Annotated in this window: 11 protein-coding genes and 1 tRNA gene; 7 read left to right on the top strand and 5 right to left on the bottom strand. The window is 51.6% G+C overall.

The window, feature by feature from the left end; translation table 11 throughout:
* Nucleotides 1-53 precede the first annotated feature (53 nt).
* The 6 genes from KO503_RS08970 to KO503_RS08945 all read left to right on the top strand — a co-directional run bounded on the left by KO503_RS08970 (nucleotide 54) and on the right by KO503_RS08945 (nucleotide 7,964).
* Nucleotides 54-632 (top strand): cold-shock protein, encoded by a 579-nt coding sequence (locus tag KO503_RS08970; protein ID WP_215991218.1) that lies wholly within the window; start codon nucleotides 54-56, stop codon nucleotides 630-632.
* Nucleotides 622-1,236 carry a DUF192 domain-containing protein gene (locus KO503_RS08965; RefSeq protein ID WP_215991217.1) on the top strand — a complete coding sequence of 205 codons (615 nt, stop codon included), beginning with the start codon at nucleotides 622-624 and terminating at the stop codon, nucleotides 1,234-1,236. The genes KO503_RS08970 and KO503_RS08965 overlap by 11 nt, the downstream gene beginning before the upstream one ends.
* A gap of 41 nt (nucleotides 1,237-1,277) precedes the next feature.
* A tRNA-Pro gene (locus tag KO503_RS08960) sits at nucleotides 1,278-1,354 on the top strand.
* 999 nt (nucleotides 1,355-2,353) lie between these two features.
* On the top strand, nucleotides 2,354-6,043 hold the full coding sequence (locus KO503_RS08955; protein ID WP_215991216.1) for a vitamin B12-dependent ribonucleotide reductase: 3,690 nt from the start codon (nucleotides 2,354-2,356) through the stop codon (nucleotides 6,041-6,043).
* An 11-nt stretch (nucleotides 6,044-6,054) separates the two neighbouring features.
* Nucleotides 6,055-6,315 carry a hypothetical protein gene (locus KO503_RS08950; protein ID WP_215991215.1) on the top strand — a complete coding sequence of 87 codons (261 nt, stop codon included), beginning with the start codon at nucleotides 6,055-6,057 and terminating at the stop codon, nucleotides 6,313-6,315.
* Between the two features lie 812 nt (nucleotides 6,316-7,127).
* A complete protein-coding gene (locus tag KO503_RS08945) occupies nucleotides 7,128-7,964 on the top strand; it encodes a helix-turn-helix domain-containing protein (protein WP_215991214.1) in 837 nt (278 codons plus the stop codon).
* 103 nt (nucleotides 7,965-8,067) lie between these two features.
* On the opposite strand, the gene ilvN is transcribed toward KO503_RS08945, so the two are convergent.
* The 3 genes from ilvN to KO503_RS08930 are packed head-to-tail and all read right to left on the bottom strand — an operon-like array spanning nucleotide 8,068 to nucleotide 10,688.
* Nucleotides 8,068-8,634, bottom strand: a complete 567-nt coding sequence (gene ilvN / locus KO503_RS08940) for an acetolactate synthase small subunit (RefSeq protein ID WP_215991213.1) — start codon at nucleotides 8,632-8,634, stop codon at nucleotides 8,068-8,070.
* 12 nt (nucleotides 8,635-8,646) lie between these two features.
* Nucleotides 8,647-8,937, bottom strand: a complete 291-nt coding sequence (locus KO503_RS08935) for a hypothetical protein (RefSeq protein WP_215991212.1) — start codon at nucleotides 8,935-8,937, stop codon at nucleotides 8,647-8,649.
* Nucleotides 8,938-8,939: 2 nt separating this feature from the next.
* A complete protein-coding gene (locus KO503_RS08930; RefSeq protein ID WP_215991211.1) occupies nucleotides 8,940-10,688 on the bottom strand; it encodes an acetolactate synthase 3 large subunit in 1,749 nt (582 codons plus the stop codon).
* Between the two features lie 629 nt (nucleotides 10,689-11,317).
* Here KO503_RS08930 and KO503_RS08925 point away from each other — a divergent pair.
* On the top strand, nucleotides 11,318-13,207 hold the full coding sequence (locus KO503_RS08925) for a PhoX family protein (protein WP_215991210.1): 1,890 nt from the start codon (nucleotides 11,318-11,320) through the stop codon (nucleotides 13,205-13,207).
* 131 nt (nucleotides 13,208-13,338) lie between these two features.
* Here KO503_RS08925 and KO503_RS08920 read toward each other — a convergent pair whose 3' ends face one another.
* Complete coding sequence (locus KO503_RS08920) at nucleotides 13,339-13,986, bottom strand: response regulator (protein WP_215991209.1); 648 nt, start codon at nucleotides 13,984-13,986, stop codon at nucleotides 13,339-13,341.
* Nucleotides 13,976-15,421 (bottom strand): cache domain-containing protein, encoded by a 1,446-nt coding sequence (locus KO503_RS08915; RefSeq protein ID WP_215991208.1) that lies wholly within the window; start codon nucleotides 15,419-15,421, stop codon nucleotides 13,976-13,978. Before KO503_RS08915 ends, KO503_RS08920 begins: the two co-directional genes overlap by 11 nt.
* Nucleotides 15,422-15,623 lie beyond the last annotated feature (202 nt).

Raw genomic sequence — 15,623 nt, 5'->3', positions numbered from 1 at the left:
TGCCCCAAAATATTTGAAGAGCGGATGTTGCGCCTTCAAAAGAGATGGGAAATATGAGCGACAACAATTTAGAAAGAATGGTGGCCGGACAGGTGAAATGGTTCGACCCCGCAAGAGGTTTTGGTTTTGTCGTCGCAGATGACGGCGGCCCCGATATTTTGCTACATGCCAATGTCCTTAGGGTCTTTGGTCAAAGCACTGTTGCCGATGCAGCCAATATTCGGCTGACTGTGCAAGAAACAGATCGGGGCATTCAAGCCATAGAAGTTCTATCGATCGAGCCACCTTTGGCATCCGTTGGACCGTCACTGGAAGACCTTGAACATCTGGAAGGCGCGGATCTGGACACGCCGCTTGAACCGGCACGGGTCAAGTGGTTCGATAAGGGTAAGGGATTCGGATTCGCCAATGTCTTTGGCAAATCTGATGATATTTTTGTTCACGTCGAAGTTTTACGTCGTTCTGGACTTGCCGATCTTATGCCTGGTGAAGCTGTCGCGCTGCGGGTTATTGATGGGCGCAGAGGTCGCATGGCGGCACAGGTGATCGCCTGGGATGTGGCGGCGCGTGATGATGCTGGGGTAGGGTATGCCGATGATACCCCGTTGGAGTTGTACACTGATGCAGAGTAATTCATATTTATATTTAAGGGCTGCACAATGTGCGGCCCTTTTTTCTAAGTGTTCAGGCCTGTCTGCGCGTAAGTGGTTTGATCAGCAGCCTGTAACGCAAAGGTCTGCATCCAAGCCACTGAAAGCCTACCTGTCCCTCGTCGCTGCGGCTTTGGCGGTGAGCGCGGCCAGCACAGAGCGGGCCGAGGCATTGACATGCGCTGCGGACCACGTTGTCATCGAAACGCAAAGCGGGTCTCATAGCTTTTCCGTTGATGTGGCCGATGACGCAGCAGAACGCGCCCGTGGGTTGATGTTCGTTGAGGCGATGGATGAGGATGCAGGGATGTTATTCGTCTATCCAGATCCGCGGCCTGTGAGCTTTTGGATGAAGAACACATTGATTCCCCTCGATATGATTTTCACAGATCAGAGCGGTGTCATTGTCTCGATCCATGAAAATGCAATTCCTCATGATGAAACTGCAATTTTTGGTGGAGAGGCCATTTTTTCTGTTTTGGAGATAAATGCCGGTGTTTCTAAGGCTAAAAGCATCGAAATTGGCGACGTGCTTTTGCACCCAGCTTACGATTTTTTCACTTCTTTGCCTTGTGATGCGAAATAGGGGTTTTCATCCCCAATCACTGCCATTATAGAACTCTCAGTCGGGGCGTAGCGCAGCCTGGTAGCGCGACGGTTTTGGGTACCGTAGGCCGCAAGTTCGAATCTTGCCGTCCCGACCATTTACTAAATATACGATATGCAAAGCGCATTAAGCCTCTAGGGGTTTGAGGCGTTTTTTGCGTTTAAAGAACTTGGTCACACGACATGTTGTGGTCGTGCGCGGCATGTCATCTGTGTGGTCGTCGTAGAATCGTTACGTTTCGATTCTTTGATTCGTCAAAAAGATCAGTCAATTTTGGGGTATGTGTATTTGGTTTTAAAATTCTTAAATATGAACTGAATTTTCGAGGATAAGTGCTGTGTTTTCCCTTAATTTTAGGAATTTCAGGGTCTTGTAACGTCGACCTCACCAAATGCTGCTACTACATGTTGTATGCGCATAGTTTGTGCAGCATAGGGTTGTTTTGATCCCAACCGTCCTTTTTTTATCCCCCGCACTTATCCACAAGCTCTCAGCCAATTGGTTAAACAGCGTCGGCAAAGCCCTAGAAATAAAAGAGATTTGTATTAACGATAAAGGATACGAATCGATGTGCCCTGTGGGTGAAATCCGTCAATAAGAAAGAGGTTGCCTAAGTGCTAATTTTGGCGTTGACCGAACGGGGTATAACGCTGCACATTGTGCTGGTCGGTTGGCGAGATACTACATTTAGTGGCTCAATGGCGATCAGGGACAAGAGGCGATCAAGGCGATCAACAAGGGACGATCAAACGTATCTTTGAAATAAGAACTCTAGGCAGGGCCGGACACGATACGGCGTTACCGAAATGAGAGACGATCAAAGATTTAGACGTGTTGGGCGACACTCGCACATAATATCCAAGGGCTTTGCCTTTGACTGGATTTGTAATCTTCACAAGTCCAGCGTGGAAACGGTTTGCCGATTTTTGCGATGTTTTCCTGACGCTGTTTGGCCTGAGTGATCTTGATCGATGGCAAGGCGAGCTGATTGTTTCAGCTCAAAGGTATGAAATTCAGGGTCAAAAGGCCCGCCGCACCAGCGTCACAAGGCTCTGGTGACGCGTAAAACAGTAAGTTGAATACGGGGCAGTTATCCATGAAGATCGAACGCAAATTCACTAAGTCTGGATCAGATGCATATGCCGATATGGCGTTTCAAAAGACGTCTTCGGAAATCCGAAATCCAGATGGCACTGTTGTGTTCAAACTTGATGAATGTGAAATCCCCGCCAATTGGAGCCAAGTGGCTTCAGATGTGATCGCGCAAAAATACTTTCGCAAAGCGGGCGTGCCAGCAGCGTTGAAGCGGATCAAGGAAAAGGGCGTCCCGTCGTTTTTGTGGAAATCCGCACCTGATGATGCAGCCCTCGCGAAGTTGCCCGAATCTGAGCGCTTTGGAGGGGAGACCTCTGCCAAGCAGGTGTTCGACCGTTTGGCGGGTGCTTGGACGTATTGGGGCTGGAAGGGGGGCTATTTCACCTCTGAAGACGACGCACGCGCTTACTTTGACGAAATGCGCTTTATGTTGGCGGGCCAAATGGCTGCGCCGAATTCGCCGCAGTGGTTTAACACAGGTCTGCATTGGGCTTACGGTATCGATGGACCGGGCCAAGGCCACCACTATGTGGACTTTGAAACCGGTGTTTTGACCCAATCCACATCCGCTTATGAGCACCCACAGCCGCACGCTTGTTTCATCCAATCGGTATCCGACGATTTGGTTGGTGATGGTGGCATCATGGATCTTTGGGTGCGTGAAGCGCGCTTGTTTAAATACGGTTCTGGTACAGGCACAAATTTTTCGTCCTTGCGCGGCTCTGACGAGGCGCTCTCAGGTGGTGGCAAATCCTCTGGCCTTATGGGGTTCTTGAAAATCGGTGACCGTGCGGCTGGCGCGATCAAATCAGGCGGCACAACGCGTCGTGCGGCCAAGATGGTGATCTGTGATATGGATCACCCTGATGTGGAAGAATTCATCAACTGGAAAGTCATCGAAGAACAAAAAGTGGCCTCCATTGTTGCTGGCTCAAAAATGCACGAGCGCCAGTTGAACGAGATTTTCGACGCCATCGGCACATGGGATGGTGCTGAAGAAGATGCCTTTACCCCTGCGAAAAACTCTGCGTTAAAAGCGGCGATCAAAGAGGCCAAGAAAGTCTGCATCCCAGAGACTTATGTCAAACGCGTCCTAGATTATGCCAAACAAGGCTACGCCAAAATCGAATTCCCAACATATGATACAGATTGGGATTCCGAAGCCTACGCCTCTGTGTCTGGGCAAAATTCGAACAACTCCGTGCGCGTGACCGATGCGTTTTTGAAAGCTGTGAAAGAGGACGCTGACTGGGAATTGATCCGCCGCACGGATGGCTCTGTTGCCAAAACCGTGCGCGCACGTGATTTGTGGCAAGACGTCGGCCACGCCGCTTGGGCCTGTGCTGACCCAGGTATCCAATTCCACGACACAGTGAACGCATGGCACACCTGTCCAGAGGACGGTGCTATTCGTGGATCAAACCCGTGTTCTGAGTACATGTTCTTGGATGACACGGCCTGTAACTTGGCCTCAATGAACTTGCTGACCTTTCTAAAAGGCGGCGTTTTCGATGCAGAAAGCTACATGCATGCCACTCGCCTGTGGACTTTGACGCTGGAAATTTCTGTGATGATGGCGCAATTCCCATCAAAAGAGATCGCGCAGCGGTCCTATGATTTCCGCACCTTGGGCCTTGGCTATGCCAACATCGGCGGTTTGTTGATGAACATGGGCTTTGGTTACGATTCAGATGAAGGGCGTGCGTTGACTGGCGCTTTGACGGCGATCATGACGGGTGTCTCTTATGCGACATCTGCTGAGATTGCGGGCGAGCTTGGTGCCTTTTCCAAATTTGAGAAAAACCGCGCGCACATGCTGCGGGTCATCCGTAACCACCGCACAGCGGCCTACGGAAAATCCACAGGGTATGAAGGTTTGGATATCAAACCTGTGCCATTGGATCACGCCAATTGCCCCGACGCGTCTTTGATTGAGCTGGCCAAGATGTCTTGGGACGAGGCCTTGGAACTCGGCGAGAAAAACGGCTTCCGCAACGCGCAGGTGTCAGTGATTGCCCCAACAGGTACCATTGGTTTGGTGATGGATTGTGACACCACAGGCATCGAGCCAGATTTTGCCTTGGTGAAATTCAAAAAGCTTGCTGGTGGTGGATACTTTAAAATCATCAACCGTTCTGTGCCTGCCGCTTTGGCCAAACAGGGCTATAAACCTGCTGAGATCGAAGAAATCGTATCCTACGCTGTGGGGCACGGGTCCATCGGCAACGCACCGGGGATCAATCACACGTCTTTGATTGGTCACGGGTTTGGCAAAGAGCAGATCAACAAGATCGAAGCTGCACTGCCGTCTGCCTTTGATATTCGTTTCGTGTTCAACCAGTGGACTTTGGGTGAAGATTTCTGCACGGGCACGCTGGGTATTCCCGCTGAAAAGCTTAACGATCCGTCTTTTGATTTGCTGCGCTCTTTGGGCTTTAGCAAAGCTGAAATCGATGCAGCCAATGACCATGTTTGCGGCACGATGACCCTAGAAGGCGCGCCACATCTGAAAAAAGAACATTACAGCATCTTTGATTGTGCCAATGCCTGCGGAAAAAAAGGTCAGCGTTATCTGTCTGTTGAAAGCCACATCACAATGATGGCGGCAGCGCAGTCCTTTATCTCTGGCGCAATTTCCAAAACCATCAACATGGCCAACGACGGCACGATCGAAGATTGTCTGGCCGCATATGAGTTGTCATGGTCATTGGGCATCAAAGCCAATGCGCTTTACCGTGACGGATCAAAGCTGTCGCAACCATTGGCCGCCGCTTTGATCGAAGACGACGAGGAAGCCGAAGAAATTCTCGCCTCAGGATCAACTCAAGAAAAAGCGCAGGTGCTGGCTGAAAAGATCATCGAAAAAGTGATCATCAAAGAGGTTGCTCGTGGCCGTGAAAAACTGCCATCGCGCCGCAAAGGCTACACGCAGAAATCTATCGTTGGCGGGCACAAAGTGTACCTGCGCACCGGTGAATACCAAGACGGCAACTTGGGTGAAATCTTTATCGATATGCACAAAGAGGGCGCGGGTTTCCGTGCGATGATGAACAACTTCGCTATCGCGGTCTCTGTTGGCCTGCAATATGGCGTGCCGCTCGAAGAGTTCGTGGATGCCTTTACCTTTACCAAATTCGAACCCGCTGGCATGGTGCAGGGCAACGACAGCATCAAAAATGCAACATCGATTTTGGATTACATCTTCCGTGAATTGGCTGTGTCCTACTTGGATCGCACCGATTTGGCCCATGTGAAACCCGAAGGTCATGCTTTCGACGATCTGGGCCGTGGCGAAGAAGAGGGCGTGTCCAATGTACGCTCTCCATCTGAAAATGCCTCTGCCAAATCGATTGAGGTGCTCAAGCAGATTTCCTCTACGGGATACTTGCGCAAACGCATGCCGCAGGAATTGGTCGTGCTGCAAGGTGGAAGCGGGGGCGTGGCGCTTGATGGGGCCGCAGATACTCAAATGGCGATGCAGGCTTTGACGCAAAACGCGACACCGGCCGCAAGTCCAGCCGTATCATCGGGGGCTGTGTCTAGTAGCGCGACATCACTTGATCTGCGCTCCAAAGCGAAAATGCAGGGCTATGAAGGCGATCCATGCGGCGAATGTGGCAATTACACACTCGTGCGCAATGGCACTTGTATGAAATGTAACACCTGCGGCGGCACTTCGGGCTGTAGCTAAGGAATAAGATGATGAATTTGGTTTTTGATATCGCTGGACAGCACTGTGTGGCCGATCATGTGCAAATGCGTGGCAACACCATCGAGGCAAACTTTGCCGCTGGTGTCGAGGCGACGTTGGCGGATGCCTTTGCGGGCAGCCACACCGTGTCGATCATGGGCATCCCTGCGCTGTCAGTGACGTATTCTGTGCAAGACTTTCAGTCCGACGGCATTGATGGCTGTACGGCGGTCTTTTCAGTGAACAGCAGCGCGGGGCGCGTGCTGCATTGATATGAAATTTGCGGTGCCCCTTTATCGGGGCGCTGCAAGGGTGGGGGCTGCGGTCTTTTTAAAGGATTGTCCTCATCCAAGGGTCACGTGACCCCAGTTTCCGGAGCGGATGCGTTCGCTCCCGGCGTTGATCAGGCCGCAGGCAAAAACACTATAGGGCAGCAATCAATGATGAGCCTGATCAGCGAACCTTAGGGGGGCCAATGGGTCCCCCTTTTTTTTGTTTTGCCAATGGCGGCAGTCTGCACGGCGATCGCGCTAAGCGGAAAATGCGCGTATTTGTGGTTGGGCGCTGGCCAATAGAGACTTCGAAATATCTGGGGCGTTTTGGGATTCGACAAGTTTGAGGTTTGTACAGCTGCGAAAATCGCCAAATGTTATCATTTTGAAGCTGACCAAATCGCCAACCTCAAGCCTCTGTGCATCATTGATATCTATGTCTGTTGCAGACGCATACGCCAGCTTTTGGCTATCGTCACACCAGACTATGGCTTTTTTCTTTTCAGAGTCATACCAAAGTATCAATCCATACATTCACTGTGTTCCAATACGCTAAACCAAAGAGGTCACTCAATATTTTGTTTCAACGAAATTCTCATGTGTGAGCGGGTCATTAAATGCCCTAAAATGTGTCTTTCCGCTACGACACATGACGCTGATGAGCGTCAAATTGACCTATTTTGTGTGTCATTCTTGATTATTGTCGATATTACCTTAGGTTAACCTTGAGGAAACAGACTTTTTTAGCCCCAAAAATCCATGACCGGTATCTGTTCGCGGTCCGGAATACGTTTGGATAGTGGAGGCATGGTATGCCTGACGACACACATAGAAAACGTGCGAAAACATCAGGTCCGCGTGCCGATCCTGTGCAGCTGCGTGCAGTATTTGGAACAAACCTGCGTCAGCTCAGTGCCAGCGCGCCATCGATTGCGGAGCTCTGTCGCGATCTTGGGATAAATCGGACTCAGTTTAATAGGTATTTGCAGGGGGAAGCCTTTCCGCGCCCAGATGTACTGGATCAAATTTGTCGGTATTTCGGTGTCGATGCTCGGATATTGCTTGAACCCTTGAAAGCGGAATTTGATAGGGGCGGGGCGGCCGGAGGTCCGTTACATGTCGATGGCTATGGCCACGGCGGACTGAACCGTAAAGTGGCTGCACCTGCCATAGATGTCACGAGGATGCCACTTGGACCTTGCTTGCTGTATTGGCGGTCTTTTCTCAAAAAAGACTATCTGTCAGTCAATTTGGCCACTAGCGTCGTGCGACCCGATGGCAAAATTGGTATGACGTCGATCATGCCGCGTAATATTGCGCAGGCTTTAGGTTTGTCTGTGCGTCTCAAAGACCGCCGTCGCATCGGCGAAATGTATCAACATCCTACGGGTGTTTCTTTTGCGCTCAGGACCCAAGGTACGGGGCTTCGGCAATTCGCCTTCATGGAATACAGCTATATGGGCAATACGGACATATATACGGGCGAATGCATGAACACATTGCGATTTGGGCATTTGGGGCAGATTTCAGATCTCATTTTGCTGGAGCGGCTTACGCCTACGCGTGCCGCGATGATCGCGGCGCGGCGTCAAATTGGGTATAAACATATCACGGATATGAAGCCCATCGTGCAGGGGTATTTTACGTAAACTGATGTTTAAAGTTTACGCTTGAAGGTCAGACAAAGGGCGCAACACCTGTGAGATGTGCGCCCTTTTCGTGTGCTTTTACGCTTTTAGAGATGGCGTGACTTTATGCATTGCCGCCGCGTCCGAGGGCAGCCACACCCGTGCGCGCGATCTCGATTAAGCCCAATGGGCGCATCAAATCCGCAAAGGCATCGATTTTCTCAGAAGTGCCCGTCATTTCAAACACAAAGCTCGACAAGGTGCTGTCGACCACATTTGCCCGAAAAATTTCCGCCAAACGCAGTGCTTCGATCCGCTTGTCGCCGGTGCCGCTGACTTTGAATAAGGCCAGTTCACGTTCAACAGATGCACCCTCGACAGTCAAATCATGTACTTCATGCACGGGCACGATACGGCCCAATTGGGCTTTGATTTGCACGATCACGTTGGGTGTACCTGTGGTGACGATGGTGATGCGCGAGCGATGACCTGCTTGGTCGACTTCGGCCACAGTAAGGCTTTCGATATTGTATCCACGGCCCGAAAACAGACCGATCACACGCGCTAAAACACCCGGTTCGTTTTCAACCAAAACGGCCAAGGTGTGTTTCTCGATGATCTCGCCGTTTGGATCACGTAGGTCATAGGCGGAATGGCTTGTAGAGCCCTTTTTGATATGAAGTGCAGACATGTTGCGTCTCCCTTACCCAGCACAATTTAGTGTGGCGTCAAATATGTTGATCTCACCGCGTTTGGTGAGGGTGCGGACGGCGCAGCCCGACGCGGATTCTATGGCCGCGCGTGCGCTCTCTTCGAGCACTGCAAAGTTGAGCCGTCCAGTGTGGTAATTGCGGGCAACGGCTGTTGTGCCGTCCTGCGTGACCTGAAATGTAAATCCGCCACGCGTCACTTCGACAGGCTCTCCAGACGACATGCAGCCTGTTAGAGTGAGTGTCGCGAGGGCGGCAGCCAAAGTGATACGGGGCAGGGCCATCATCAAACCAAAACCGCGCCGTCGGATTTGATCGCATCCGCAGTGGAGGCATCGCCGAGCAGCATTTCGTTGTGTGGCTTACCTGATGGGATCATCGGGAAACAGTTTTCATGTTTTTCGACCAAACAATCCATAATCACCGGACCGTCATATTTGATCATTTCCATCAACGCGTCGTCCAAATCTTTAACATCAGACACTTGAATACCTTTGGCGCCAAAGGCTTCGGCCAATTTTACGAAATCAGGCAGGCTTTCAGACCAAGAGTTGGAATAACGCTCGCCGTGCAGCAGTTCTTGCCACTGGCGGACCATGCCCAGACGTTCATTGTTCATGATGAATTGTTTCACGGGCAGGTTGTATTGCATCGCCGTGCCCATTTCTTGCATGTTCATCAACCAAGAGGCTTCGCCAGCGACATTGATCACAAGGCTGTCAGGATGCGCCATTTGAACGCCGATGGAGGCAGGGAAGCCATAGCCCATCGTGCCCAAGCCACCAGATGTCATCCAACGATTAGGGTCTTCAAAGTTCAAATATTGCGCCGCCCACATTTGGTGCTGGCCCACTTCTGTGGTGATGTAGCGGTCCATGCCTTTGGTCAGCTCTTCAAGACGTTGCAACGCATATTGCGGCTTAATGATTGAACCGGTTTGCGTGTAAGACAGGCAACGCACTTCGCGCCATTCATTAATCTGTTTGGTCCATTTGCCGATGTTTTGTGTTTTGCGTCCGCGTGATTTCCACACTTTAAGCGCGTCTTCCAAAACATGGGCCACATCGCCAAGGATTGGCAGGTCCACTTGGATCACCTTGTTCAAAGATGAAGGATCGATATCAACGTGGATTTTTTTCGAATTCGGCGAAAAGGCGTCCAAACGACCGGTGATGCGGTCATCAAAGCGCGCTCCGATATTGATCATCAGATCACAGTCGTGCATCGCCATGTTGGCTTCATACAGTCCGTGCATGCCCAGCATGCCCAGCCAATGTTTGCCAGAGGCAGGATAACAGCCAAGACCCATCAGTGTCGATGTGATCGGAAAGCCTGTCGCCTCAACAAGTTCGCGCAGCAATTGTGAAGCTGCCGGACCAGAGTTGACCACACCGCCACCGGTATAAAATACAGGGCGCTCGGCTTTCTCGATCATCGCAACCAGATCGTTGATATCTTCGATGGGGGCCTTTTTCTTAGGCTGGTAATGATTGACGCGGGCCTTGGCGGGGCTGACATAAGCGCCATCCGCGAACTGCACGTCTTTTGGCAGGTCGATCAAAACCGGACCAGGGCGACCTGAGGTGGCTACATGAAATGCTTGGTGAATGGTGTCAGACAAAGCATCCGTGTCTTTCACCAACCAGTTGTGTTTGGTGCAAGGACGCGTGATGCCCACGGTATCGGCCTCTTGGAAACCGTCGGTGCCGATCATAAAAGTAGGCACCTGACCTGAGAAAACCACCAAAGGAATGGAGTCGAGCAAGGCGTCCGTCAAACCGGTCACAGCATTTGTGGCACCAGGACCAGATGTCACCAGCGCAACGCCAACTTTACCAGTGGAACGTGCATAGCCTTCGGCGGCATGAATCGCTGCTTGTTCGTGGCGTACAAGTACGTGTTTGATGTCGTTTTGCTGAAAAATAGCATCGTATACCGGAAGCACAGCGCCCCCGGGATAGCCAAAGATTGTGTCCACACCCTGATCTCTCAGGGCTTGAACTACCATTTCCGCTCCGGTCATTTGCCGTGTCATCGTATTCTCCGTATTCCGCGTCTTAACGTTGCGTGCGTTATTCTTAGTTGTTTGTCATCGTCAATAAAGTGTCTGGTCTGTGGGGCTGGGATCGTGCCCGTATGTGTATGGGTTGAAAGCGGGTCTAAGGCATCAAGCGCCCAGATTAAACCCAGATAAACCCCAAAGGCATCCCATAAAAAAACCCCCGAAATTCGGGGGCGCATGGGAACCGATATGGTCAACCGTTACCGGCCCATGCGCATACTTCCCACGACGACTAGAAGAAGATTGTCCATCTTACTCACTCCAAATTGACTTTAGCTGACATTAGGAGGCCTTTTCCAAGGCGTCAACCGCGAAATGCGCAGAAAAGGTGTATTTAGGGGTGAATTTTTGAAATAATATTGCGCAAATTGTCAGTTTTTGGGTTTATTCGCAATTTTTGGTGGGGTGCTATCAATGATTGTCTGGTCGGTCTCAGTGAAACTGCGGTCACTTGGGCTGATTTTCGCGTTCATCCTCTTTGTCTGAGCATTTCATATCTTTGTTTCACAGCCGTCACAGGCGCGTCACGCAGGACAGGCAAGTAAACAGCGATGTTTGCGCGAGTGCGTAGACCTGTCTTGGATAGCAAAAGAGAATAAGCCATGAAAAAGACCGATATTACTGACCTGTCTTGGGATGAGTTTGACGAGTTGCGCGACCCACGTGCAGACAATAATGGTTTTGACGCCGTTGTCGCGCGCGCCGTGTCGCGCCGCGGTTTCTTGGGCGGCGCTTTGGCGTTCGGTTCCGGCGCAGCTGTTTTCGGCTCTGGGCTTTTCTCAAGCACGACGGCCGCATCGGCGCACAACCATGCCAAATTCGCCTTCAAACCGATCGACATCGCAACAGATGACTTGGTGCATGTTCCGAGTGGGTATGAGACAAAGGTGCTTGTGCGTTGGGGGGATGCTTTGTGGTCTGAGGCCAAAGGTGCATATTCCGCTCAAACGGGCGTCTCTGTCGAGATGTCCGATAAAGTGTTTGGCGAAAACACAGACGGTATGGAGCTTTACGAGGTGGATGGCGCGACGCTGATCACTGTGAACTCTGAATACGTAAACCCGAAAATCAACTTGCCATCAGAATCTGAAGGCACGCCGCGCAACGCAGATGAAGTGACACTGTTGAAAAACCTTCAGGGTGTGACCGTGATGGAAGTGGCAGATCATGGCAATGGCTTCGAAGTTGTCGTCGATTCCAAGTACAACCGCCGCATCACGCATGAGACAGAAATGAAGATGGCGGGACCGCTGGCTGGATCTGACTTGGTTAAAACCAATGCCGATCCTGAGGGCATGACTGTCAAAGGCACCATGAACAATTGTGGGTCTGGCAAAACGCTTTGGAACACCTATTTGACCTGCGAAGAAAACTTTAACGGGTACTTCGGTGCAACAGGCGAGCACGCCACGACAATGGGTGAATCGCGTTATGGCATCGGTGGCGAAGGTCGCTACGCCTACGAGACGTTCGACCCGCGTTTCGATCTGACACAAGAGCCCAATGAGCCAAACCGCCACGGGTTTGTCACCGAGATCAACCCAGCCGACCCAACATCCATGCCGGTCAAGCGCACCGCTTTGGGCCGCTTTAAGCATGAGAATGCTGAAATGGTCCACGCATCTGACGGTCGTGTGGTTGTCTACATGGGGGACGACGAGCGTGGTGAGTTCTTGTACAAATATGTGTCCACAAACACATGGGTCGAGGGCACATCACCCGAAGGTATCTTGGACGATGGTATGCTTTATGCGGCCCGCTTTAACGATGACCAAACCGGCGAATGGGTGGCTTTGACACCTGAAGCCACAGGCATGTCAGCTGATGAAATCTTGTGTTTCACTCGTATGGCAGCCTCTGCCGCGCAGGCCACTACTATGGATCGCCCTGAATGGGTGGCTGCCAATCCGCTGAAAGTCGAAGCCTATTGCGCATTGACCAACAACAAAGACCGCGGCGTAAAACCAAACGCAGGTGGTGACGATATGTCTGCCAACGCAGCCAACCCGCGCGATACCAACAACTACGGTCAAATCGTGCGCTGGACGCCAAGCGATGAAAACCACGCCTCTGACACGTTCACATGGGATCTTTATGTGATGGCAGGAAACCCAGACGTTTACGACAACACCTACGCTGGGTCTGAGAACGTCAACGCTGGCAACATGTTCAATTCGCCAGACGGTATGGCGTTTTCTTCTGATGGGATGTTGTGGATCCAAACAGACGGCGATTACAGCAACGAAGGCGAATTTGAAGGCATGGGCAACAATCAGATGTTGGTTGGCGATCCTGAAACCGGCGAAATCGCACGCTTTATGACGGTGCCTTATGGTGCAGAAGTCACAGGGCTTTGCTGGTCTGCTGATAAAAAGACCGGTTTTGTCGGTGTGCAACACCCTGCAGGCACATGGCCTGACATGGGGGACGGCGACAAGCCACGTTCATCTGTTGTGGCCTTCTGGCGCAAAGATGGCGCAACAATCGGTTAAAGGCCACGATGGTTTAAGACCCAAGACCTTTTTAGCATGATTTGGGTGTGGCTTCGGCTGCACCCTTTTTCATTTAAGGCTGGGTTAGCGGGCAGGGAGGTTGGCGTAGGAATAAGCCCGACTGGTCGGTTCTAAAAGCGTCCTGAGCCTTGCAAAACACCATGCTCCATCGCGTAGCGCGTCAGGCCTGCGGTCGATGAAATGCCTAGTTTGCGTTTGATGTTCTTGCGGTGCGTTTCGACCGTTCTGACCGAAATATCCAGTGCGCAGGCCACGTCTTTGTTGGACTTGCCTTGTGCCAATTCCAGCAGCACGGTTTGTTCGCGCTCCGTCAACGGTTCGCGACCGTCTTGGATTTTGGGATCAATTGCCCGCCGCGCGCCGCTGCACAGATAGGTTTTGCCTGCCATCACCGCGTCAATTGCGTCTTTTAAATCTTCTGTTGGCACGTCTTTAAGCACATAGCCAACAGCCCCATGATTGAGCGCTGCCGAGATATATTCGGGGCTGTCATGCATCGTGAGAATCAAAATGCGCGTGTCGGGGCGTTGTTCCAGCAAAATCTCTGTCGCCGTCAGTCCGCCCATTTGCGGCATATTGAGGTCAAGTAAAATCACATCTGGCGATAGGTTTAGCGCATGTTCCACAGCCTCGACCCCATTGGTCAAAGTGCCAACAACTTCAATATCATCAAATGTTTCCAGCAAGGCACAGATGCCTTCGGCCACCATAGGGTGATCATCCACGATCAGCACGCGGGTGGGGGCGTTACTTGTCATTATTGTCCCCCTTCAAGGTGACTTTTGGGCTGCGTTTTACTGGCTTTGCGGGGGGCAAGATATGCTTGAGTGGCACGGTGGCGTCAATCAATGTTCCAGGGGACAGTTGGGTGATGGTCAATGTGCCGTCCAGATGTTCCATGCGCTCTTGCATATTGCGCAATCCGATACCAAGACCCTTTTTGCCATTTGCAATGTCAATCCCGCTTCCGTTGTCGCGCACAATCATCGTCGCACCTGTCCTGTGTCCGCGTACGCTGATATGCACTTCCGTCGCCCCAGAATGACGTTCGATATTGGTGAGGGCTTCTTGGGCGATGCGAAAGAGGGCGGTTTTGGCCTCTTCGTCCAGGCGATTGCGAAACACCACGGTTTCCAATGAGGTCGTGATACCTGTGCGGCTCTCGAATTCTTCGGCAACGGATTTGAGCGCCGAGCCAAGCCCCAGATCGTCCAGCACGCCAGGGCGTAAATCGCGCGAGATGCGCCGCACCTCAGAAATAGCGCCGCCTAGCATATCAACGCTTTTTTCCAAACTTTCTTTGGCGCGCGTATCGCCTTTTTGCAGCCTGCGCCAAGCCAAATCCATGGCAAACCGCGCCCCGATCAAAATCTGCGAAATCCCGTCATGAAGTTCGCGGGCCACGCGAATGCGCTCTTCTTCTTGGGTGTCAAAAATGCGCTGAGTTAATTCTTTGAGCTTGGCGTCGGCCAATCTGCGTTCGCGCACGGTGATGAAAATACCAGATAAAAACACCAGTAAAACAGCCGTCAAAGCAATGGCGCCAATATATAAGAACGTCTTTTGCACACGTTGTTCGACTTCGGCCCGCGCAGCCGCCACGGAATCAAGCACATCATCGACGAAAACCCCCGTGCCAATCGCCCACTGCCAATCTTGCAGGCCGATCACATAGGCCATCATTTGCGCCTCTTTACCCGTTGAGGGCTTGGTGAACATATAAGAATGATGACCGCCGCCGTTGCGCGCCAAACGGATCAACTCGTCGACAATTGGTGTGCCTTGGCTATCGGTCAGGCCCGCCCAATTGCGTGTGATCAGGTCGGTGCGCCGAGGGGCCACAAGGTTGGTGCCATCGTAATCGAAGACAAAGAAATAGCCCTCGCGTCCAAAGGTCATCGCCGAGAGAATCTGCGTCACCTTCAGTTTGGCCTCTGTGTCATTGGGGCCAGCAGGGTTGTATTCGGTTGTAATCGAGGCGCGCGCCAGTTGCAGGTAGTTTTGCAATTCTTCTTGTTTTGCCGAAACCAGTTGGTTTTCTAGCTCTGATATTTCGCGTTCTGCCATTTCACGCGCCTGATGTGCGACCAGCACAGAAATGGCCCCGACCGCGAGTAAAAGCGGTATCGTGGCCAGCAAAAACAGCTTTTGCGCATAGCTCAAAGGTAACAGGGGCGTCAGGCGTTTTAACATCAGTGGGGCCTTATCTGGTCGAATCGCAGGATAGGCGCAAGCGCTTTGCCGTCAATGCATGTGAAGAAGACGTTTGTCTATGACACAAAATATATGCGATTTGTCCGAAAAAGCCGACAAAACCAGCAGGTCTACGTAGACTTGGGTATTTATCCAGTTGGTAAGGAAAGGTATCGTTTTTGTGAGTTTGGCCTTTTATTGC

Source organism: Pacificibacter marinus, from assembly GCF_018860505.1.
Lineage (GTDB): Bacteria > Pseudomonadota > Alphaproteobacteria > Rhodobacterales > Rhodobacteraceae > Celeribacter > Celeribacter marinus_B.
The sequence above is the reverse complement of the archived record's forward strand: the minus strand, read 5'-3'. Positions and strand labels throughout refer to the sequence as shown.

What these genes read in the sequence shown, in the direction of transcription:
- KO503_RS08930 (WP_215991211.1), bottom strand. Translation starts at nt 10,688, where the DNA reads ATGACACGGCAAATGACCGGAGCGGAAATGGTAGTTCAAGCCCTGAGA.
- KO503_RS08955 (WP_215991216.1), top strand. Translation starts at nt 2,354, where the DNA reads ATGAAGATCGAACGCAAATTCACTAAGTCTGGATCAGATGCATATGCC.
- ilvN (WP_215991213.1), bottom strand. Translation starts at nt 8,634, where the DNA reads ATGTCTGCACTTCATATCAAAAAGGGCTCTACAAGCCATTCCGCCTAT.
- KO503_RS08935 (WP_215991212.1), bottom strand. Translation starts at nt 8,937, where the DNA reads ATGGCCCTGCCCCGTATCACTTTGGCTGCCGCCCTCGCGACACTCACT.
- KO503_RS08950 (WP_215991215.1), top strand. Translation starts at nt 6,055, where the DNA reads ATGAATTTGGTTTTTGATATCGCTGGACAGCACTGTGTGGCCGATCAT.
- KO503_RS08965 (WP_215991217.1), top strand. Translation starts at nt 622, where the DNA reads ATGCAGAGTAATTCATATTTATATTTAAGGGCTGCACAATGTGCGGCC.
- KO503_RS08915 (WP_215991208.1), bottom strand. Translation starts at nt 15,421, where the DNA reads ATGTTAAAACGCCTGACGCCCCTGTTACCTTTGAGCTATGCGCAAAAG.
- KO503_RS08925 (WP_215991210.1), top strand. Translation starts at nt 11,318, where the DNA reads ATGAAAAAGACCGATATTACTGACCTGTCTTGGGATGAGTTTGACGAG.
- KO503_RS08970 (WP_215991218.1), top strand. Translation starts at nt 54, where the DNA reads ATGAGCGACAACAATTTAGAAAGAATGGTGGCCGGACAGGTGAAATGG.
- KO503_RS08920 (WP_215991209.1), bottom strand. Translation starts at nt 13,986, where the DNA reads ATGACAAGTAACGCCCCCACCCGCGTGCTGATCGTGGATGATCACCCT.
- KO503_RS08945 (WP_215991214.1), top strand. Translation starts at nt 7,128, where the DNA reads ATGCCTGACGACACACATAGAAAACGTGCGAAAACATCAGGTCCGCGT.